This is a genomic window from Streptomyces sp. NPDC002324, assembly GCF_053593335.1.
On the sequence record NZ_JBSFCF010000001.1, the window covers coordinates 104,147 to 126,118 of the forward strand.

9 protein-coding genes are annotated in these 21,972 nt (G+C 74.9%); 5 read left to right on the forward strand and 4 right to left on the reverse strand.

The window, feature by feature from the left end:
* Positions 1–120: 120 nt before the first annotated feature.
* Entirely contained in the window at positions 121–471 is a 351-nt protein-coding gene (locus ACWCRJ_RS00490; protein WP_450937174.1) for a hypothetical protein, read from the forward strand.
* 19 nt (positions 472–490) lie between these two features.
* On the opposite strand, the gene ACWCRJ_RS00495 is transcribed toward ACWCRJ_RS00490, so the two are convergent.
* Complete coding sequence (locus ACWCRJ_RS00495; RefSeq protein ID WP_450937175.1) at positions 491–964, reverse strand: carboxymuconolactone decarboxylase family protein; 474 nt, start codon at positions 962–964, stop codon at positions 491–493.
* Between the two features lie 206 nt (positions 965–1,170).
* Entirely contained in the window at positions 1,171–1,677 is a 507-nt protein-coding gene (locus ACWCRJ_RS00500; RefSeq protein WP_450937176.1) for a signal peptide protein, read from the reverse strand.
* A 251-nt stretch (positions 1,678–1,928) separates the two neighbouring features.
* Here ACWCRJ_RS00500 and ACWCRJ_RS00505 point away from each other — a divergent pair, with 251 nt between their 5' ends.
* Positions 1,929–3,587 carry an alpha/beta hydrolase gene (locus ACWCRJ_RS00505; RefSeq protein WP_450937177.1) on the forward strand — a complete coding sequence of 553 codons (1,659 nt, stop codon included), beginning with the start codon at positions 1,929–1,931 and terminating at the stop codon, positions 3,585–3,587.
* A gap of 126 nt (positions 3,588–3,713) precedes the next feature.
* Here ACWCRJ_RS00505 and ACWCRJ_RS00510 read toward each other — a convergent pair whose 3' ends face one another.
* On the reverse strand, positions 3,714–6,641 hold the full coding sequence (locus tag ACWCRJ_RS00510; RefSeq protein ID WP_450937178.1) for a SpoIIE family protein phosphatase: 2,928 nt from the start codon (positions 6,639–6,641) through the stop codon (positions 3,714–3,716).
* A gap of 232 nt (positions 6,642–6,873) precedes the next feature.
* On the opposite strand from ACWCRJ_RS00510, the gene ACWCRJ_RS00515 reads away from it, so the two are divergent.
* Both ACWCRJ_RS00515 and ACWCRJ_RS00520 read left to right on the forward strand, forming a co-directional pair.
* Positions 6,874–7,608 (forward strand): hypothetical protein, encoded by a 735-nt coding sequence (locus ACWCRJ_RS00515; protein ID WP_450937179.1) that lies wholly within the window; start codon positions 6,874–6,876, stop codon positions 7,606–7,608.
* A 90-nt stretch (positions 7,609–7,698) separates the two neighbouring features.
* Positions 7,699–8,271: an AMIN-like domain-containing (lipo)protein gene (locus tag ACWCRJ_RS00520; protein ID WP_450937180.1), complete on the forward strand. Its 573-nt coding sequence runs from the start codon at positions 7,699–7,701 to the stop codon at positions 8,269–8,271.
* A gap of 50 nt (positions 8,272–8,321) precedes the next feature.
* Here the strand turns inward: ACWCRJ_RS00520 and ACWCRJ_RS00525 are convergent, their stop codons facing one another.
* On the reverse strand, positions 8,322–9,122 hold the full coding sequence (locus ACWCRJ_RS00525) for a HEAT repeat domain-containing protein (RefSeq protein WP_450937181.1): 801 nt from the start codon (positions 9,120–9,122) through the stop codon (positions 8,322–8,324).
* Positions 9,123–9,248: 126 nt separating this feature from the next.
* On the opposite strand from ACWCRJ_RS00525, the gene ACWCRJ_RS00530 reads away from it, so the two are divergent.
* A complete protein-coding gene (locus ACWCRJ_RS00530) occupies positions 9,249–21,962 on the forward strand; it encodes an amino acid adenylation domain-containing protein (RefSeq protein ID WP_450937182.1) in 12,714 nt (4,237 codons plus the stop codon).
* The last annotated feature ends 10 nt before the right edge of the window (positions 21,963–21,972 follow it).

The window sequence follows — 21,972 nt, forward strand, 5'->3', positions numbered from 1 at the left end:
CCGCACGGTGAGTTCTTCGAACCGCACCTGGGGCTTTCCCTTCGCATGTTGGGGAGTGGCCCCAGTGCGGGTCCGTCCCAGGTCGGTCATTCAGAGGCGAGTTGGCCCTAGGCTCCCCCCGTGGAGCAATCCGAGATCATGCGGCGAGTCGTGGGCATCCTCACCGAGGCGATCGAGATGCGGCGGCAGGTCCGCGAGCATCCCGGGGACGAGGTGGCGTTGACGGGGGCGGTCTCCGCGTTGCTCACGGAGACCCTGCCCGTGATCAGGCTGCCCGCCGACGCGAGCGCCCAGGAGGCCACGGGCATCATCACGGATGCCCTGGCACCGGCGATCGTGGGCCTCGTCAACTGTTTCTCCTACGCCTTCGCGCACCTCGCCGAGGTGCACGACGAGGGACGGACCGACACGACGACCGCCGACGTCCTGCGCGCCCTCTCCCTGCAGTTCGCCCAGCGGGACGGGACCTGACGCGACCGCGCCCCGCGCTTCAGCCGAACATGCCGACCTGGTAGTCGCCCGCCGGCTGCCGCACCATGACGTTCAGCCGGTTGAAGGTGTTGATGAGGGCGATGAGCGCCACCAGGGCGATGAGCTGGTCCTCGTCGAAGTGCTTGGCCGCGTTCTCCCAGACCTCGTCGGGGACGCCGCCGGCCGCGTCGGCGATGCGGGTGCCCTGCTCGGCCAGCTCCAGCGCGGCACGCTCGGCCTCGGTGAAGACCTTGGCCTCCCGCCAGGTGGCGACCAGGTGCAGCCGCTGGGCGGTCTCCCCGGCGTGCTCGGCCTCCTTGGTGTGCATGTCGAGGCAGTACCCGCAGCCGTTGATCTGGCTGGCGCGGATCCTCACCAGTTCCTGGGTGGTGACCGGCAGCCCCGTGTCGTCGACGGCCCGGCCGGCCGCGACGAGATGCTTGACGAGCTTGCCGGCGACGGGGCTGGCGAGCAGGTTCAGACGTGCTTCCATGGCGGGCTCCTTGTGCCGTCGTATGCGGTGACAACACGAGGACGGGCCGCACCGGGTCCGATGTGACATCACGGGATGTGACCCCCGTCACGCCCCGCTGCGGCGTCGTCCGGTGCTCCCCCACGCCAGGTCCGAGAAAGGGCCGGGCCCGCTCCGAGGAGCTGGGCCCGGCCCTGTGCCTGTCCGGCGGGCGGTGCGGCGGGTGGTCAGTAGAGGGCGATCCTCGGGTGGACGGTGCCCTCGGCCGCCGGGTCGGTGACGGTGACGCGGTAGACCTCGGTGAGGGTGGCGCCGGCCGGCAGGGTGCGCCGCGCGGTGGTCAGGTCGGTGAAGAGGGTGCCGGTCTGGCTGCCGAGGGCGACGGCCTTCCAGCAGCCTCCGGCGGTGCGGTGCTCGACCTCGACGTCCGCCGGGTCGAGGAACGGGCCGGCGTCCGGGGACTCCAGCAGGAGCTGCGGGGCCACGGTCCGGTCCGCGGCCGAGTCGTTGCGGTAGGTGAGGGTGACCTCGTGGCTCTCGCCGTCCGCGGTGAGCGGGACGGCGGTGAGGTCGACGAAGTCGACGGGTATGGCGGGGGCCTGCGTGGACGTGGACACGGTGGTGGGGTCGGTCTGCGGTGCTGCCGCCGCGGCGGGGCCCGCCAGGGCGAGTCCGGCGGCGGCGACGGCCACGGCGAGGAGGGCGAACCTGAGACGGCTGTTCTTGATCGACACGTGCGCGGATCCTTCGTGCTGGTGGGGGGCCGGCCGGGCCTCACACGGGAGACCGTCGGCCGGGAACGGTCCCAGATTACGAAGTGGTGATCGTGAACGGTAACTACCGTCGGGTAGTGGAAAGATGGCGTGGAAACCCGGCCACGACGGCACCGCTCTGGCCTTTTTACCGTCTCTTCGGCTAGACATTCCCCGAACTCACCTTGACCAGTGGGTTCTTGGGGTCTCTACCGCTCAGGGGGAACGCACCCATGACCACACATCACCACGCACCCAGACGTTTCACACGTCTCAGAATCGTCGGCGCCGCGCTGACCGCCCTCGTCCTCGCCGGTACGGGGACGGCGACACAGGCGATGGCCGCGCAGGACACGACGCAGAAGCCCCGGACGGCGGAGCTGCCGCCGCCGCCCGTCCCGTCCCTGACCTGGTCCGACTGCCAGGGCGGCTTCGAGTGCGCCAACGCGGACGTGCCGCTGGACTACCGGGCGCCGGAAGGCACCAAGATCACGCTCGCGGTGGTCCGCAAGAAGGCCGCCGACCAGACGAAGCGCAAGGGCACGCTGTTCATGCAGCCCGGCGGCCCCGGCAACTCCGGTGTGGACTACGTCCGCAACAACTACGCGGGCCTCCCGGCGAAGCTGCGCGAGTCGTTCGACGTCTTCGGCTACGACGTCCGCGGTGTCGGCCGCAGCTCGGCGCTCACCTGCTTCGACGACGCCCGCTACACCAAGGCCGTCACCGACGCCAAGGGCGTCCCCGGCCCGGACGCGTACGGTCCCGCGCTGGCCGAGGCCGCCGAGTTCGACGCGGCCTGCCAGACCAACTCGGGCTCGCTGCTGCCGTACGTCGGCACCGAGTACGTCGCCCGCGACATCGACCTGCTGCGCCAGGCGCTCGGCGAGGAGCAACTGACGTACTACGGGCGGTCGTTCGGCTCGTACATCGGCACCGTCTACGCCGCCATGTTCCCGAAGCGGGTGCGGGCGCTGACGCTCGACGGCGCGTACGACCCGTACAAGTACGCCTACCGGCCCTACGCCTACGACCGCGACCAGTACCTGGCGCTGGACGGCTCGATGAGCCGTTTCCTCGACTGGTGCGCCTCCGACCAGCCGATCTGCGGCTTCGGCGACGGCGACCCGCGCGCCGCGTTCGAGCAGCTGAAGAAGGACCTCGACGCCAACCCGGTGACCACCGCGAGCGGCGGCAAGGCCAACGGCTACACCCTGGTCTACCGGCTGATGTTCAACATCAACGAGGGCAAGGTCATCTGGCCCTCGCTCGGCGCGGCCCTGCGCAAGGCGCAGCTGCGGGACAACACCTCGTTCCTGCTGCGCCCGCCGTCCCCGGCCAGCTTCGACTTCCTCGGCCCGAACGTGGTCGTCGAGTGCGTCGACAAGGACTACCCCAAGAGCCTGCGCAAGCTGGAGTGGAACGTCGAGTCCAACGCGGCCGCGGCGCCGCTGCTGGGCCCGGCCATGGCCTTCGGGCCGCCGACCTACGACCACCAGCACGCCACCGCGTGCGTCCAGTGGCCCGCCGAGAAGGCCAGCCGCTACGACGGCTCCTTCCGGGCCAAGGGCTCGGCACCGATCCTGGTCCTCGGCACCACCGGTGACCCGGACACCCCCTACCAGCACGCGGTCGCGCTGTCCCACCAGCTCGACAACGCCGCGCTGGTGACGTTCGAGGCCGAGGGCCACACCGCCTTCGGCCGAAGCGCCTGCGCGACCAGCGCGGTGATCGACTACCTCGTCGACCTGACGGTCCCGGCCCGCGGCACCACCTGCGCGGACGAGACCCAGCCGCCGTCCTCCACCCCGAAGACGGCCCCGCCCGGCACGACGCTCGGCGAACTCCGCAACGGCGTCAACGAGCGCGTCGACAGCCTCGGCGTCGTCCGCTGACCGGCCTGCCCGGCAGGTGACGCGGCCCGGTCGGTGACCTGACCGACCGGCACGAACCCCGGGGTGCCCGCCCCTCCACGGCGGGCACCCCGGGGTTTCGCACGTCCGCGTGTCCGCGGCCGGCGGCTAACGGTCGTGGTCCGGGCCGATGTCCAGGTCCTCGAAGGACAGCGTGTCCAGGTCGCCGTCGAAGTCGTCCGGGATCAGGAGCAGGTGGTCCAGCGGGTCCGGTGGTGGGGTGCGGTCGGGGCCGGTGAGGGACTGTTCGGTCCAGATGCACTTGCCGGTGGGCGTGTACCGGGTGCCCCAGCGCTGGGAGAGCGCGGTGATCAGCTGCAGGCCCCGGCCGCCCTCGTCGGTGTCGGTGGCCCGGCGTATGCGGGGCATGGTGAGGCTGCCGTCGAAGACCTCGCAGACCAGCGCGGAGCCGTGCAGGAGCCGCAGCCGGACGGGGCCCTTGGCGTGGCGTACGACGTTGCCGACGAGTTCGCTGGCGAGGAGTTCGGTGGTCGGGGCCAGGTCGGTGAGGCCCCAGACGGCGAGCTGCTCGCGGACGTGGCGGCGGGCCTGCCCGGCGGCCCTCGGGTCGTCGAGCAGCGACCAGGAGGCCATCCGGTCGCCGGTCAGGGCGTGCAGGCGGGCGACGAGGAAGGCCGCGTCGTCCGCCGCAGCGTGCTCGGCGGGGAGCAGGCCGTGGGTGAGGGCGTCGCAGAGGCGTTCCAGATCGGCGGCGGTGCCGTCCTCGTGGGCGGTGCGCAGGAGACGGGCCAGGTCGGCCATGCCCTCGTCGATGCCGCGTCTCGCCGACTCGACCAGACCGTCGGTGTAGAGCACGAGCAGGCTGCCCTCGGGGACGCTCAGCTCCACCGTCTCGAACGGCGGCTCGGCCGCGCCGAGCGGCGGGTCGGCGGTCCACTCCGGGAAGCGCACGGTCCCGTCCGGGCTTACCAGGGCCGGGGGCGGGTGCCCGGCGCGGACCAGGGAACAGACCTGGGTGGTGGAGTCGTAGAGGGCGTACAGGCAGGTGACGTACGACTCCTCGCCCATGCTGCCGACGATGTCGTTGAGGTGGCTCATGATCTCGTCGGGGGGCAGTTCCAGGTCGGCGAGGGTGTGCACGGCCGTGCGCAGGCGCCCCATGGTGGCGGCCTCGGACAGGCCGTGGCCCATGACGTCCCCCACGACGAGGGCCACCTGTCCGCTGGAGAGCGGGATGACGTCGTACCAGTCGCCGCCGACGTCCATGCCCTGCCCGGCCGGGAGGTAGCGGGCGGCCGACTCGCAGGCGGCGAGGACGGGCAGGTCCTGGGGCAGCAGGGCGCGCTGGAGTTCGCGGGACCGGGTGTGTTCGAGGTCGTAGAGCCGGGCGCGTTCCAGGGCCTGCGCGAGGAGCGCGCTGATGGCGGTGAGGAGGGTGCGCTCCTCGTCGGTGAGGCGGCGCGGCCGGTCGAAGGAGACGACGCACACGCCGAAGGTGTGGTCGGACGCGGTCAGCGGCAGGAACGCCCAGGCCTGCTTGCCCGCACGGGCGGGCAGGTCGGCGTGCTGGGGGACGTACTCGGCGTACTCCCGCGGTGAGGAGATGAAGATCGGGGTGCCGGTGTTGATGGCGTCCCAGGCCGGGCCGTACGGCGTTCTGGGGCGGTGGTTGACGAGGTGGATGAACTCGTCCGTGTAGCCGACGGCGCCGACGTTCTGCAGGCGGCCGTTCTCCACGGTCTGGACGAGCAGGCCGGCGGCGGCGAACGGCGGCAGGACCCGCAACGCGACCGCGTCGACGACGTCCTGCGAGGTGGTCGCCTTGGCGAGCGCGGCGGTCAACGCGGCGATGCGGTGGGCCCGTTCGGAGGCCGCGTGTTCGGCCTCGCGGCGCTCCTCCTCGTGCCGCCGCTTGTCGGTGACGTCGCTGAAGTAGATGGTGCGGCCGTCGGGGCCGGGGACCAGCCGCAGGTGGTAGACGAGGTCCTTGTCGGGCACCTGGACGTCGAACCCGGCGGGCTTCTCCTCGGCGGCGGCCTCCCGGCAGCGGCTCTCCAGGCACGGGGTCTCGCGCACGGAGGGCAGGTCCCACAGGAGCCGTCCGAACAGCTCCTCCTCGGAGAGGCCGAGGGTGCGTTCCGCCTCCAGGTTGGCGAAGGTGATGCGCCAGTCGTCGTCGACGGCGAGGAAGCCGTCGCTCATGTGCCGCAGGGCCCGGCCGAGCGCGTCCCGCGCGGTCCGCGACTCGTTGCTCTCCCAGCCGACGCCGATCATCCGGTGGGGCAGGCCCTGCTCGTCGTAGGTCGCCCGGCCGCGGGCCCGCGTCCAGCCCCAGGTGCCGTCGAGGCGTCGCACGCGGTACTCCGCCTCGTACACGCCGTGTTCGCGGATCGCGCGTTCCGCCGCGGCCAGGGTCGGGGCGAGGTCGTCGGGGTGGACGATCCGCATCCAGTTCTCTATCTGGCCGGTGAACTCGGCCTGCCTGGTGCCGTAGAGCTCCAGGGCCGCCTCGTCCCAGATCAGGTCACCGGTGCGGATGTCCCAGTCCCAGGAGCCGACGCTGACCTCCTTCAGTGCCTGACGCAGCCGTTCACCGCCCGGCTCGGGCTGCGCGGGGCCCGACGGCGGGGGTGCCTGCGCCATGCGGTCCTCGGTCCAGTCGACGACCTCCCGCAGGAAGTCCCATTCCAGACCGGTGGGTTCGCCCCGGTCGCCGGTGAGGACGGTGAGCGCGCCGATCGTGCGGTCGCAGCTGGAGACGGGTAACGCGGCGAGACCGGTGCCGGGCCAGGCGAGGGCCATGGAACCCAGCGGCGACCACACCCCGCTGCCCTGGTGCAGGGCGCGGGCCGGGGGCAGCGGCCCCTCCTGGTCGATGATCTCCCAGGGGCGGGTGAGGGCGGGCGGCAGACCGGTCACCGACACCAGACGCAGGGCCGACATGGGCCCCCGCAGATGGATCATCGCCCCGAGGGCGTTGAGTTCCCCGACCGCGTGCTGGAGCGCCAGCCGGAAGACCTCGCTCTCCGCGACGCCGGGATCCACCGTGCTGAGCAGGGCCAGCCGTGCGTTCATACGGCAGACCCTAGTGCTCTACTCACACGTAAGGCAGCCCGCGACAGGAATTCCACAACGACTGCTCCGGCCCGCGCCCGGGAACCCGCACCCGCCTCAACCGCACTCACGACAGGGCGAGTTGACCGGCGGGACCGGCGCCGGCGTGACCAAGATCCGCCGACGGTCGTTGGGCCGCTGCGACACAGGATGTGGCGACACCCAGATCTCCGGCCCGACCTCAGCAGGCGGCATGTTCAAGGCATTGAAGACGTTGGTCAAGACGTTCGTCGAGCAGTACGCGAGGAACCAGCAGCTCGAACGGGAGCTGCGGGCGCAGCGCGGTGAGCAGGAGCGGCGCTGGCGGGAGGAGGACCGGTCGGTCCTGCGGTCCGCCCTCGCCGCGAACCGGGTCGCCCTCGAACAGCACAACGCCACGCTCCAGCAGGCGGCCGGCGTCTCGTACCTCACCCTGCGCTGCCACGAGGACACCTGGACCTTCCTGGCCCGTACCGCGTTCGGCGCCTGGGAGCCGAACTGGACCCAGAGCACGCGCGACCCGTACAACCGGGTCGGGCCGACCGCGACCAGGGCGGCCCATTTCACCACCGATCCCAACCTGCCGCCGGGCCGCATCAACAAGGCGGACGGCGGCATGCAGGACGTCCTGCTCTCCGGCCACAACCTGGTGCTGGTCCTCGACGCGCTCCGGGACGCCCAGGCCTCGGACCTCACGGCCACCGGGGCCCGCGCCAGGACGCTCTACGACCGGCTGGCCTCCTTCACCGCCAAGCTCGACCCGGCGGCCGCCACGGGCCGCACCACCGGCATCCTCTGGCGGATCGACGACAGCCTGCACAGCCAGTACGTGAGCCGCCCGCCCGGCACCGGCCGCCCCACCGCAGCGCCGCTCCTCCACAAGGTCCCCTCCCCCGCCCCGACGGCCCGCCGCCGCCACCCGGAACGCAACGGCTCCCCCGTCGCGTAGCCGTAACCCCGGAATACAACCTTCCACCGGAACCGGTCGTCCTCCCCGATGACAACGCCACCGCAGCGTTGCGTCACCAAGGGGGACAACATGCGACGAATCGGAGCCATGGTCATGGCACTCGCGCTCGCGGGGACCGCGATCGGGACGGCGGCGGCCACCGCGAGTGCCGCGCCGGGGGGCGCCGCACGGGCCGCCGCGGCCTGTCCGACGGGCTGGGGCAGCGGCGTCAAGGGCAGCCCCGACAGCGGCGCGGTGCCGCTGTCGGACATCCGGACCGGCCGCCACGACTGCTACGACCGCATCGTGTTCGACGTCCCCGACGGCGGCGACCACCTCGGCTACTGGGTCCAGTACGTCGACCAGCTCCACCAGACCGGCTCCGGCGACCCCATCCCGGTGAGCGGCGGGGCCGTCCTGGAGATCCGGGTCGCCGCGCCCAGCTACGACCCCGAGACCGGCCAGGTCGCCTACCCGGGAGACGTCGCCGAGCCCCTGCCCGGCGTGAACATCTCCGGTTACCGCACCTTCCGCGACACCCGCTTCGCGGGCAGCTTCGAGGGCGAGACCCAGATCGGCGTCGGCGTCCGCGCCCGCCTGCCGTTCCGGGTGCTCCGGCTCCCCGGCCGGCTGATCGTGGACGTGGCCCACAGCTGGACGTAGCAGGAGGAGGTTCCGGGGGGGGGTCGGAAGCGCACTGGTGCCGTCTCCGCCTAGTCCTCCCGGACCGCCTCCACGGCCTCCCGCACCTCCGGGTGCGGATCGTCGGCGAGGCGGTCCAGGAGTTCTCCGACACCGGGGGTCGACCAGCCGGAGACGGCCCACACCAGGTCCTCGCGCACACCGGGGTCGGGGTGGGCGCAGAGGCGCGCCAGCCGGGGCAGGGGGCCCCGGCGGCGCATGCCGAACCAGTGCAGGGCCTGCCGCAGGGCGACCGGGTCCCCGGGGTCGCCGGCCGCCTCGATCCGGGCGAGCAGCACCCGGGCGGGCGGCGGCGGGCCGTCCAGGGGGTGCGGCAGCCGTTCGCGCAGGCGGCGGGAGCCGTAGCCGCCGCGCACCCGGCAGCCGAAGCAGGTGCAGGGCCGGGTGCCGTGCGCGTCGGGCAGGTACCGCCATCCCACCACCTGCGGGGCCGTCCGTACCCGGTGCACCTCACGCGGCCGGACCGCCCGGGGTACGAACACCTCCCACCCCCGTGGATCGGCCAGCCCCGAGATCCGCCGTACCGCCTCGGCCGCGGTGACGCGGGCCTGTCCGCCCCGCGCCCGGTCCGAGTACCGCCCGACCAGCACCTCCTCGGCGTCGTCGAGCCGCACATGGACGGCCACCAGGCCGCCCCTGCCGCCGAACCGGCCCAGCTCGCGCAGCCATTGGTGGGTGAGGGTGTACGACGGCAGCACCGGGGAGCAGTACACGCCGCGCGCCCCGCCCTGCCCGTGGGAGACCGCGCGGACCCCGGCGCGGCGGACGCGCGGCGCGTTCGCCGCCGAGGTCAGGTGTACGAACATCGCCATGGCCCGGCATGCTACGGCGCCGCCCCGGCCGGCCGGGGCGGTCATCACCGCTCACCCGGCGACGCGGACACGCGGACGCCCGGCTGCGACGTTGCTCCGTACGGGTCGACTTGTAGGGTCCGGACGGTGGAGAGATCGAACGAAGATGTGAACGGCAGAGCCGCGTCGACGCTGCTGGACGTGCTGGTCGGAGCCGCGCGGGAGACTCCCGGCCAGACCGTCGTCCACGTCCGTGGGGACGGCGGCGAGCACACGGTCACCTTCGCCGAACTCCACGACGACGCCCTGCGCGTGGCGGGCGGGCTGCGGGCGGCCGGCGTGACGCCCGGCACCCCGCTGCCGCTGGTCGCCGACCGGGGCGACGCCTTCCAGCCGATGTTCTGGGGCGCCCTGGCGGCGGGAGCCGTACCCGTGCCCCTCGCCCCCGAGCCGCGCCGGATCGGTCCGGTGTGGGAACTCCTCGGCAGGCCGCCCGTGGTCGCGGACGAGACCACGGCCGCCGTCGTGACGGCGATGGCCGCCGGAAGCGGTGAGCCCGGCGGCCGACTCCCGCTTCCCCTCACCGTGTTGCGGCTCGACGAACTCCGTCGCGGCCGTCCGCCGCGGCGCCTCCCCCGGCCGGCCCCCCACGAGGTCGCCTTCCTCCAGTTCTCCTCCGGCAGCACCGGCGCCCCGAAGGGCGTGGAACTGACCCACGCCGGCGTCCTCGCCAACCTCCGGCAGATCCGCGCCGCGATGGCGATCACCCCGGACGACGTGCTCGCGACCTGGATGCCGTACTTCCACGACATGGGTCTCATCGGCACGCACCTCGTCCCCCTGGCCGCGCGCCTGAAGCAGATACGGATCGAGCCGCTGTCCTTCGCGAAGCGGCCCGCCCTGTGGTTCGAGGCCGTCGACCGCCACCGCGCGACGCTTCTGTCGGCCGCGAACTTCGCCCTCGCCCTCGCGGTACGCCGTGTCCCGGCCACCGCGCTCAGCGGTCTCGACCTCGGCTGTGTCCGTCTGCTGCTCGTCGGCGCCGAGCCCATCGCGCCACGCGTGTGGCGGGAGTTCATCGCCCGGACGGCTCCGGCGGGGCTGGACCCGCGCGCCGCGCTGCCGGTGTACGGCCTGGCCGAGGCGACCCTCGCGGTGACCGTGCCGCCGCTCGGCGAGAGGGCGACGCCGCTGGTGCTGGACCGGGCCGCGCTCGGTCGCGGACGGGTGGTGGAGACCGGACACGGGCCGCACGCCGTGGAGTTGATGGACCTGGGGCGGCCGGTCCCGGGCTGCGAGGTACGGATCACCGGTGGGTCCGGGGGCCCGCTGGGTGAGCTGCGGGTCGGGCATGTGGAGGTGCGGGGGCCGCAGGTGGGGCGCGGGTATCACCGGGCGCCCGGGGCGAGCGCGGAGGCGTTCGGGGCCGACGGCTGGCTGCGCACCGGGGACCTCGGCTTCCTGCGGGACGGGCGGCTGTCCGTCACCGGGCGCCACAAGGACGTGGTGTTCGTCAACGGCCGTACGTTCCACGCGTCCGACCTGGAGGAGACGGTGGCCGCGACGCCCGGGCTGCCGCCGGGGGCCGTGGCCGTCGTGGGGTCCACCGATCCGGACCGCGGCGGGGAGCGGGTCGCCGCCTTCGTGCAGTGGGCCCGGCCCGCCCCCTCCACCACCCGCCCGGTGCTCCGCGCCGCGGCCGGCCGGCTGCGGGAGGCCCTCGGCCATGACGACGTACGGGTACTGCCGCTGCCGCCGGGGGCGTTCGCCCGGACCACCAGCGGGAAACTGCGCCGGGGAGTGCTGCGGGCACGCTTCGAGGGCGGCGCGTACGCGGAGGTCGAGGCGCGCTGGGCGGACGCGGCGACCACGGTGGTGAGACCGGCGGACGCGGCGGACACGGTGGTGGGCCGGGCGGACGCGGCGGGAGCGGTCGTGGGCCGGGCGGACACGGCGGCGACGGTGGTGGGCCGGGCAGCCGGGGCGGGAGCGGTGGTGGGCCGGGGGGACGCGGCGGGAGCGGTCGTGGGCCGGGCGGACGCGGCGGGAGCGGTCGTGGGCCGGGCGGACACGGCGGGAGCGGGTGTTCCCCGTTCGCTGCGGGAGGTCCAGGAGGCGGTACGGGGGGTGTGGGCGCGGGTTCTGGAGCTTCCCGTGTCCGAAGTGGGGCTGCGGGAGCGGTTCTTCGACCTCGGCGGGTCCTCGCTCAGGGCGATGGCCGTGCTCGCGGGGCTGGAGGACGTCTTCTCGGTGACGGTGGAGCCGGGCGCGCTGCGAGATCACGACACGGTGGCGGGGCTGGCCGGGCATGTGCTGGGGTTGCTGGGGGAGGGGAACGCGGGGGCCGCGGCCGGGGCACGGGCCGCCGGGGTCCCGGCCGGGGGCTCCGCCGATGCGCGTGCCGACGTCGATCCGGCCGGGGCCGTCGCCGTTCTCTCGGTGGCCTGCCGGTTCCCCGGGGCCGAGACGCCGGAAGCCTTCTGGGAGTTGCTGGCGAACGGTGGTGACACGGTCGGTGGCGGCCTGCCCGAGGGGCGGCGGGGGGACGGCCCCCGCACCGGCTCCTTCCTGGCCGATCCCGCCGCCTTCGACGCCGGCTTCTTCGGTATGGACGACGGGGAGGCACGGGCCACCGACCCGCAGGCGCGGATCTTCCTGGAGCTGGCCCACGAGGCACTGGAACGCGCCGGATACGCCGGGCCCCGCAGGGCAGGCCGCCGCATCGGGGTGTTCGCGGCGGCCGGTGACAGCGGGTACCGCGAGATCCTGGCCGAGGCCGCCGACGGGGACCTCGCCCGCCACCCGGCCGCCCTCACGGGCAACCTGCCCAACCTGATCGCCGCCCGCGTCTCGCAGGTGCTGGACCTGAACGGCCCCGCCCTGGCCGTCGACACGGCCTGCTCCTCCGCGCTCGTCGCCCTGCACCTGGCCCGGCGCAGCCTGCTGGCCGGCGAGTGCGACCTCGCCGTCGTCGGCGGGGTCAACCTGGGCCTGACCCCGACCGGCCACCGCCTTCTCGAAGCGACGGGCGCGCTGTCCCCGAGCGGCCGCTGCCGCGCGTTCGCCGCCGACGCGGACGGCTTCGTCCCCGGCGAGGGCGGCGCCACGCTCGTCCTCGCCCGCCCCGCCGACGCCCGCGCCGCGGGCGACCCGGTCCTCGCCCTCGTGCGCGGGACGGCGGTCAACAACGACGGCCGCTCGCTCGGCCTCCTCGCCCCCGCCCCGCGCGGCCAGCGCGAGGTGATCCGGGCGGCGTACGAGGAGTGCGGCGTCGACCCGGCCGACGTGTCGTACGTCGAGGCGCACGGCACGGGTACGCCGATCGGCGACCCCGTCGAGGCGCGGTCGCTCGGCCAGGCGTTCCCGCCCCGCGCGGACGGTGCCCCGCGCGGGCTCGGCTCGGTCAAGACGAACCTCGGGCACCTTCTCAACGCGGCCGGCATGCCCGCCCTCGTCAAGGTCGCCCTCGCCCTCTCCCACCGCCGCCTCCCGCCCTCGCCGCACTCCACCCCACCGGCCCCCTTCCTCGAAGACGCCGCCCCCGGCTTCCGTCTGGTGACCGAGGACTCCGAGGCCACCGAGGCCACCGAGGACGAGGAGTGGACGGGCCCCGGGAGCGCGGAGGGGCGCCCACTCGTCGCCGGCGTGAACTCCTTCGGCTTCGGCGGCACCAACGCGCACGCGGTGCTGGAGGAGGCGCCGAGGGAGGTCGTGGAAGCGGTGTCTCCCCGGGCCGCCGACGGCCCGCGTCTGCTGACCCTCTCCGCTCGTTCCGCCGCCGGACTGCGCGTCGCCGCGGCCGAGTTGGCCGCGCATCTGCGGGCCCACCCGGAACTCGACGAGGGCGACGTGTGCGCGAGCGTCAACACGGCCCGGGACGAGGGGCCCTACCGGCTGGCCGTCGTGGCGGAGGACGGTGACCTCGCGGAGCGGCTCGAAGCGGCCGGGGAGGCCGGGGCGGCGGAGCCCGTGCGGGGCCGGCCCCGCACGGTGTTCGTCCTGCCGGGGCAGGGCGCTCAACGGGCGTGCCTGGGGCGGGAGTTGTATCACTCGGCGCCCGTGTTCCGGGACGTCCTGGACGAGGTCTCGTCGCTCACCGGGCCGGTGCTCGGCCGAAGCCTGGCCGCCTGGTGTCTGGACGAGGACGCCGACCCCGCCGACCTGGCCCGTACGGAGGTGACGCAGCCGCTGCTGGTCGCGTTCGGGGTGGCGCTGGCCGGGCAGTTGGCCGCGTGGGGTGTGACACCGGACGCGGTCGTGGGGCACAGCGTCGGCGAGATCACCGCCGCGTGCGTCGCCGGGGCCCTGTCACCGGCCGAGGCGGTCGGCTTCGCCGCCGAACGCGGGCGCCTGATGGGCCGGCTCGCGGCGCCGGGTGCCATGGCGGCCGTGCGGGGCGACGAGGAGACCGTCGCCGCCGTGCTCGCCGAGTCCGTGTCAAGGTCCAAGTCCGGGTCCGGGGCCGGGGCCGTCGGCACGCTCTGTGTCGCCGCCGTCAACTCGCCGACGCAGGTGGTGCTGGCGGGCGCGACGGACGCCGTCGAGCGGGCGATCGGGGCCCTCACCGCCCGGGGCGTGGCCGCCCGCCGTCTGCGCGTCTCGCACGCCTTCCACTCGCCGCTGCTGCACCCCGTGCTCGACCCGCTCCACCACGCGGCGAAGGCCCTGACCGTCCACCCGGCCACCGTTCCGATGCTGAGCACGGTCACCTGCCGGTGGGACCCCGACCTCGGCCTCGGCTCCGACTCCGGCTCCGGTTCTTGTTCCGACACCGACACCGACACCGACTCCGACTCCGACTCCGGCTCCGACTCCGGCTCCGGCTCCGGCTCCGGCTACTGGCGCGAGCACGCGATCCGTCCCGTGCGCTTCGGCGACGCAGTCGCCCGGCTTCTCGACGAGGGCTACGACACGTTCGTCGAACTGGGCCCCGGCGCCTCCCTCGCCACCCCGATCCGCGCGACCGCCGCCACCCGGCCCGGTGTCACGCCCTCCGACGTGACGGTCCTGCCCGCACTGCCCACCACGGCGGGGGCGGGGGCGGGGGCGTTGCTCGACACGGTCGGCCGGCTCTGGACCCGTGGGGCCCCGCTGGACCCGACGCCTCCGGCGTCTCCCACGCGGCACCCGGCCCGGCGACGGGTGCCCGTCCCCACGTACCCCTTCCAGCGCGGCCGGCACTGGCCGCAGCGCCTCGACGTGGCACCCGAGCCCGGGACGGCGATCCGTACGACGACTCGTCGTACGACGCCCCCCGCGCTGCCCTCCCCCGCCGCCGTACCCACTCCCCGGCCCCTCCTCTGGGACGACGCCCCGCTCACCGCCACTCCCGGGCCCACGCCCCGTGTCGTCCGTCTGACCGGCGCCGACACCCCTCTCCGCCGGGCCCTCGCCGACCGGCTCACCGGGCGCGGAGTGACCGTGCTGGGTCCGGGGCAGACCGAGGGGGTCGCCGCCCCGGAGGCCGTGCTGTGGTTCGCCGCCACCACGGGTCCGGCGGAGGCGGAGACCGGCACCGCCGTCTCCGCCCTGCGCGAGGTGCTGGCCTCGCTCGGCACGACCCCGGCCCGCCTGCTGCTGATCACGGAGGACGCCTACACCACCACCGCCGCCACCGACAGCACCGACGGCACCACCCGCCGCCCCTGCCCCCGCCCCCGCCCCGCACAGGCCCTCCTGCACGGCTTCGCCCTGGCCCTCCCCGAGGAGCATCCTGGGCTCTCCTCCTTGGGCATCGACCTGTCCGCCCAGGACGCGCTGGACGCACAACTCACCGCGCTGGAGCAAGAGTTGAGCGCCACCGCCACAACCGTCCCCGGCGCGGGCGGCAGCGTCGCCGTACGGGCCGGCCGCCGGCTCACCCGTACGGCCGTCGCCCCCGCCACCCCGGCCTCCCCCGCGCCGCTCCCCCCGAACGGCACCTACCTGATCACCGGCGGTGCGGGCGGCCTCGGCTCCGCGCTCGCCCGTGACCTGGCGGAACGCGGCGCCCCCACCCTCGTCCTCACCGGCCGCACGACCACCCCGCCCCACGACCTGCTCACCGACCTGCGCGCCCTCGGCGCCCATGCCCGCTACCAGGCCGCCGACGTCACCGACGCGGCCGCCGTGGACGACCTCATCGCCCCACTGCCGTCCCTGGACGTGGTGTTCCATGCGGCGGGTACGGCCCGCCCCGGCAGCCTGCGCGCCAAGCCCGACGACGAGATCGAGGCCGTATGCGCCGCGAAGGTGCGCGGCACGGCCCTCCTCGCCGAGGCGCTGCGGCGGCACGGCCGGGGGGACGCCGTGTGCGTCGTCCTGTCGTCCGTCTCCGCCGTGCGGCCCGGACTCGCCGGCGCCCTCGGCGACTACGCCGCCGCCAACTCCTTCCTCGACGCCTTCGCCGCCGCCGAACGTGCCGCCGGGCGCCCCTGGCAGAGCATCGCCCTGGGCCCCGTCACCGGCACCGGCCTGGCGAGCGGTGCGGGCCCCCGGGCCGGTCGCCGGTCACCGGGCCCGGCACCCGCGCTCACCCCCATGACCGTCCGGGCCACCCTCGCCGGCCTGCGCGCGGCAACCGGACTGGACGCGGCACACATCCTGGTGACGGGCCCGGACACCGCGGACCCCGCACCCCTCGCCGACCCCGCGCCCCACGCGGAACGCGAGCCCTCCAGCGGCGCGGAATCCGCCGCGACCAGCCACGAAGGACCCGGGGCCACCCCAGGCCGACCCCTCCCGAGCCGCGAAGCACCCCTCATACGCCGCCTGCTCGGGGAGGCCCTGCACCGCCCCCCGCAGGAGATCGGCGACGACGAACAGTTTTTGACGCTCGGCCTGGACTCCCTCACCGCCGTCGACCTCGCCCGCCGCCTGGAACGCGAACTCGGCCGGCCCCTCCCGGCCACCCTCCTCTTCGAACACCGCACCATCGGCGAACTGGCCACCCACCTGGCCACCACCGCACCGGAACCCACCCCGGCACCCACTCCAAGGCCGGCACCCACCCCGGCACCCCACCCGGCGCAGAACGTCACCCCGGACGCCTCCCACCCCCTCACCCCCCTCCAACTCGCCTTCCACACCACCGAATCCCTGCACGCGGGCGTCACCGCCTACGGCTACCTCCGCCAGAGCGTCAGCGGCCCCCTCGACCCCGCCCTCCTCGGCCGGGCGCTCGCCCACCTCGCCGCCCGCCACCCCATGCTGCGCCTGCGGCTGACGGAGGACGACGCGCGCCCCCGCCGGTACGCCGCCCCCGCCGGGCCCGTGGACGCGGCCCCGCGCTGGTACGAGGTACGGGAGCCGTACGACCTGCGTCGACTCGAACTCGACCTGTGCAACCGCCCGTTCGACCTGACGACGGAGGACCCGGTACGGGCCGTCCTCGTCCACGACCGGGACGAGGCGCACCTCGCCCACCTGCTCCTGGTCGTCCATCACACCGCCGCCGACGGCTTCAGTCTGAAACTGCTCGCCGAGGAACTCTGGTCGCTCTACACGGCCCTGGAGCGCGGTGACGATCTCGCTCGACTACCTTTGCCACAGGCGGAGTTCGCCGACTACGCCGCCGCCCTGACCGCCGAGCGCCGGTCACCGGCGTACGCGGAGGACCAGCGGTACTGGCGCGACCGCCTGGCCGAGCACACCGCCTCCTCCTCCGCCCTCCCCTACGACGGCGACCCCGAAGCGCCCCCCGCCCCGCCCCTCACCCACCACCGCACCGGCATCGACGAGGCGCTGACCAGCGCACTGCGCGAGACCGCCGCCCGGCACGGGGTCTCGTTGTTCCATCTGCTGCTGGCGGTGTACGGGCGCTGTCTGGCACGGTGGAGCGGGCGGCGGGCCGTCGCGGTGAACGTGGCGCGGGCCCGGCGGGAGCTGCCGGTCGCCGGCATCGACCGTCTGGTGGGGCCGCTGGCCGACACCCTGCCGGTGTTCGTGGACGTCGACCCCGACGAACCGGTCACCGCGCTCGCCGACCGGCTGCGGCGGATCTGGGCCGAGGCCGAGGCGCACGCGACCCTGAGCAGCACCGACGTCGCCCGGCTGCTGTCCGGGCTGCGGCCCGCCACGGGCCCGGCACCGCGCACGGCGGCCGAGGCGGGCTTCAGCTTCGCCCGCTTCCCGGTGGTCCACGGCCCCGACTGGCCGGTCACCGTCACCCCGACGGCCGCGGCCACCGCCACCGCCGCCACCCGGCTCGGTCTCCTGTGCTGGGAGGCCGACTCGACCCTGCGCCTGTCGTGGAACCACCCGGCCGCCCTCTTCCGCCCCGAGACCGTACGGCGCCTCGCCGACGAGTACGTCACCGAACTGCGCGCCGCCGTCACGAGCCCCACCGCCACCCCGGCCGCAGCGGTCGACGGCGGCATCGTGGACCGTCTGCGGGCCCGGTTCCGCGCCACACCCACCGCCGTCGCCGTCGACACCGGCGACGGGACCGCCCTCACCTACGCCGCCCTCGACAGCGCCTCCGCCGCCCTCGCCGCCCGGCTGCGCGCCCACGGCGTACGCCCCGGCGACCTGGTCGGGCTCCTCACCGAACCGGGCGGCACGGAGACGGTCACCGGGGTCGTCGGCATCCTGCGCGCGGGCGCCGGCTGGGTACCGCTGGACGCGACCCACCCCACCGCCCGGCACCGGGACCAGCTGTCCCGTACGGGAGTGCGCGTCCTGGTCCGCGACCGGGCGACCCGCGAGGCGGCCGACGGCCTGGACGGCGTCACGGCCGTCCCGGTGCCCGAGCCGTCGCCGTCCGGCACCACCCCGGCGGACGACGCCCCGTCCCCGTCCCCCGAGGGCATCGCGTACGTCATCTTCACCTCCGGCTCGACGGGCCGCCCCAAGGCCGTCCCCATCACGCACCGGTCGATGACGAACTACCTCGACTGGTCCCTGGCCACCTTCGGCTACGGCCCCGGCGACCGGCTCGCGCAGACGGCGTCGGTCTGTTTCGACGCCTCCGTACGGCAGTTGCTGGCCCCGCTGCTGGCCGGCGCCACGGTGCACACCCTCTCCCGTGACCTGCTGCGCGACCCCGAGGCCCTGCTCGATCGCGTCGTGGCGGACCGGATCACGGTGTGGAGCTCGGTCCCGACCCTGTGGGAACGCCTGCTGACCGCCGCCGAGGAACGCGCCCGGCGGCACGGCAGCGCCCCCGACCTCTCCGCACTGCGCTGGGTCCACGTGGGCGGCGAGGCTCTGCCGGCGGCCCACGTCCGCCGCTGGTTCGACCTCCTCGACGGCCCCGCCGGCGACCACCTGCGCCCCGCGCACGCCCCCCGGATCGCCAACCTCTACGGCCCCACCGAGGCCACCGTCAACGCGACCTGCCACATCATCGACACCCGCCCCGACGACGACGTACGCCATCTCCCCATCGGCCGCCCGATCGCCGGCACCGAACTGGCCGTGATCGGCGAGGACGGACACGAACGCGCCCCGGGCGAGCCCGGCGAACTGCTCATCGCCGGTACCGGCCTGACCCCCGGCTACCTGGGCGACCCCGGGCTCACGGCCGCCGCCTTCACCGAACGGGACGGCCGCCGCTGGTACCGCAGCGGCGACCGCGTCCGCCGTGGGGCCGACGGGGTGCTGGAGTTCCTGGGCCGGCTCGACGACCAGGTCAAGGTGCGCGGCCACCGCGTCGAACTCGGCGAGATCGAGGCCGCCCTGCTCACCCACCCGGGCGTGGCCCGTGCGGCCGTACTGCTGCGCGACGGACGGCTGGAGGCGTACGTCGAGCCCAGGACGGGCGCCCCCGCCCTCGACCCCCGCGAGGTGCGGGCCTTCCTCTCCCGCACCCTCCCCCCGTACATGCTCCCCGCGCGCGTCCATCCCCTCCCGGCCCTCCCCCTGACCGGCACGGGCAAGATCGACCGCAACCGCCTGGCTCCCCGCGGTCCGGCGGCCACGCAACTCCCGCCCCCGTCGGCCGCGTCACCGCGCACGGCTCCCCCGGCGACGACCCAGGTCCCGGCCCCGATCACGACCCCGACCGAGCACCTGCTGGCGCGTGTCTGGTCCGAGCTGCTGGACGCGCCGGAGTCCGGGATCGGCGGAGAGGACGACTTCTTCGCGCTCGGCGGCGACTCCATCACGGTGCTGGAGCTGTTCTCCCGCCTACGCCACGAACGCCCCGCCCTGCCCCGCCCGACCGTCGTCTACACCCACCGCACCCTGACCGCCCTGGCGGCGGCCATCGACGCCGCCGCATCCCCCGCGTCCCCCGCACCCGACGCACCCGACGCACCCGACGCACCCGAGAACCGTCAGCCCGGACACGCCCTCGCCCCCTATCCCCTCACCCCTTCCCAACAGGGCTTCCTCCTCGCCGACGCCCTCGCGTCCGGCACACCCGGAGCGTCCGGCGCCAACCCCGCCTGGCTGGCCCGCTTCCGTATCCACGGCCCCCTGGACCCGGACCTCCTCCAACGCTCGGTCGACGTGCTCTTGGCCCGTCACCCCATGCTCCGCACGGTCTTCCCGGCCGGCGCCCGCCCGCCCGTGCAGCAGGAACTCCCGCCCTCGCTACGGCTTCCCGTCGAGACGGAGGTCCTGGCCCACCCCGGTCTGCTGGAGGAACGGGTCGCCGAGGAGGCGCGCCGCCGGTTCGAACCCTGGGCATGGCCCCTGCTCCGTCTGAGGGTCCTCACCGTCGCGCCGGACGACCACGTGCTCCTCGTCCACGCCCACCACCTCATCGGCGACGGCTACAGCGCGGCCCTCCTCACCCGCGAACTCCTCACCGTGTACGGCCGTTTCGCACGCGGCCTGCCCCACGGCCTGGAGCACCTGCCCTCCACCTTCCGCGATCACGCGCTCCACCGCGCGGCACCGCGACCGCCCGCGACCCCGGAGGGGGAGGCGTACCGCGCCCGCCACCTCGCCCCCTACACCCCGCCCGTCCTGCGAGCACCGCACCAGGACCAGGACGGCGCCACCGCCCCCTTCCACACCGGCACCCTCGTCCTCGACGCCGACCACACTCGCGCGCTGCGCCGCCTCGCCGGGGCCGCCGGCACGACGCTCCACGCCCCGGTCCTCACCGCGTACTACCGCGCCCTCACCACCCTCACCGGCCGCCGCGACCTGGTCCTCGGCCTGGCCGTCACCGGCAGGGACGAGACCGCGCGGGACACGCACGGCGTCTTCGGGCCGTTCGCCGAGGCGGTGGCCCTGCGCCCGGCGCTCCCGTCCGACGACCGCTCCGCCGCTCCCGGCTTCGACGAGGACCTCCGCCGCGTTGCCACGGAGTCGCTCGCGGCCCGCACCGCCGGCCCCCTGGATCTCCGGATGCCCCAGGGACTCCCCCGTACCGCCCAGTTCTTCTTCACCTTCCTCGACTTCACCGCCCTCGGCGCACCCCCCGACTTGCCCCTCACCCTCCGCCCCGACGACACCGACACCGCACTCGCCCCGCCCCCCGTGGGCACCGACGTCTTCCTCGCCGTACGCCCCGCACCGCACGGCGACGGCGGTGACGGCGGTCTGCGCATCACGGCCCGCGTCCCGGCGACCGCGCTCACACCCGAGCAACTGGCGCGTTTCACAACGGAGTTGAGGCGTCAGCTGGAGGAGGCACCGCACCACAGGACCACCCTCACCACTCCGCCCCCCACCACCGCACCCCTCACCACTCCGCCCCGCACCACTCCACCCCTCGACGCGGCCCTCATCGGCTACCTCCCCGCCCCGCACGACCTGGCCGCCTTCGCCGGGATGTCCCCGGACACCGCGCCCAGCCGTGAGGCGATCCGCGCCCTGCTCTTCCCGGACGGCCGTGCGCGGCTCCTGGAGAGCGTCACCACGCCTCTCGGCCGATCCGGCTTCGTCTCGCTGCCGCTCTTCGCCGACGAACTGACCGGCCCGCTCCCCACCGGGGACCCGGTCACCCTGGTCACCCTCACCGCGCGCGCCGTGGACCACGCTGCCTCCCTCGGCGCCCGCTGCGTCTCCCTGGCCGGCATGATCCCGGCCCTCACCGGCTACGGCTTCGACGTCCTGCGCGAAGCCTCCCCGGCGGCCGGCACCACCCTCACCACCGGCCACGCGACCACGACCGTCGCCGTGGTCACCACGGTCCGTACCGCCCTGGCCGCGACCGGCCGCGACCTGGCCGGACTCACCCTCGCCGTCGTCGGCTGCGGCTCCATCGGCACGTCGTCCCTGCGGCTGCTGCTCAGCCTGAGCCCCCACCCACCGGCCCGGCTGCTGCTCTGCGACGTGCCCGGCAGCGCCCCCCGCCTACGGCGGCTCGCCACCGAACTGTCGGCCGCCCACCCCGCCCTGCCCGTGCGGGTCGTCGAGTCGGCCGACTCCCGCACACTCCCCGCCGAGGTCTACGCGTCGGCCGACGTCGTCGTCGCGGCGGTCGGCGGCGGCCCGACGACCCTGGTGGACGTCGACCGGCTGCGCCCCGGCACGATCGTCGTGGACGACTCCTTCCCGCACTGTTTCGACACCGGGCGGGCCCTGGAGCGGATGCGGAGCCGGCGGGACGTACTGATCGTCGGAGGCGGTCTGCTGGCCCTGGACTCCACCGAGACCCACCTGTCGCCGGACCTCCCGGCCGCCGCCCTCACCGGCCACACCGCCGCCACCGCCCACGCGCGACAGCACCTCGCGCTCCACCTCCCCGGCACCCTCGCCTCCTGCCGCCTGGAATCCCTCCTGCACGCCCACCTCGCCGACCCGGCCTCCGGTACAGAACTGCCCCTGGTCCACGGCCTGGTCGACCTCCCGCGCGCCCTCGCCCACTGGGCCGCCGCCGAGGCCGCCGGCGTCCGCGCGGCCCCCCTCCACCTCCTCGACCACACCATCTCGCCGGAGGCCCTGAGCGCCCTGCCCCCACCCCCGTCCCGGCGATCACGGTGAGGCCCGCCCG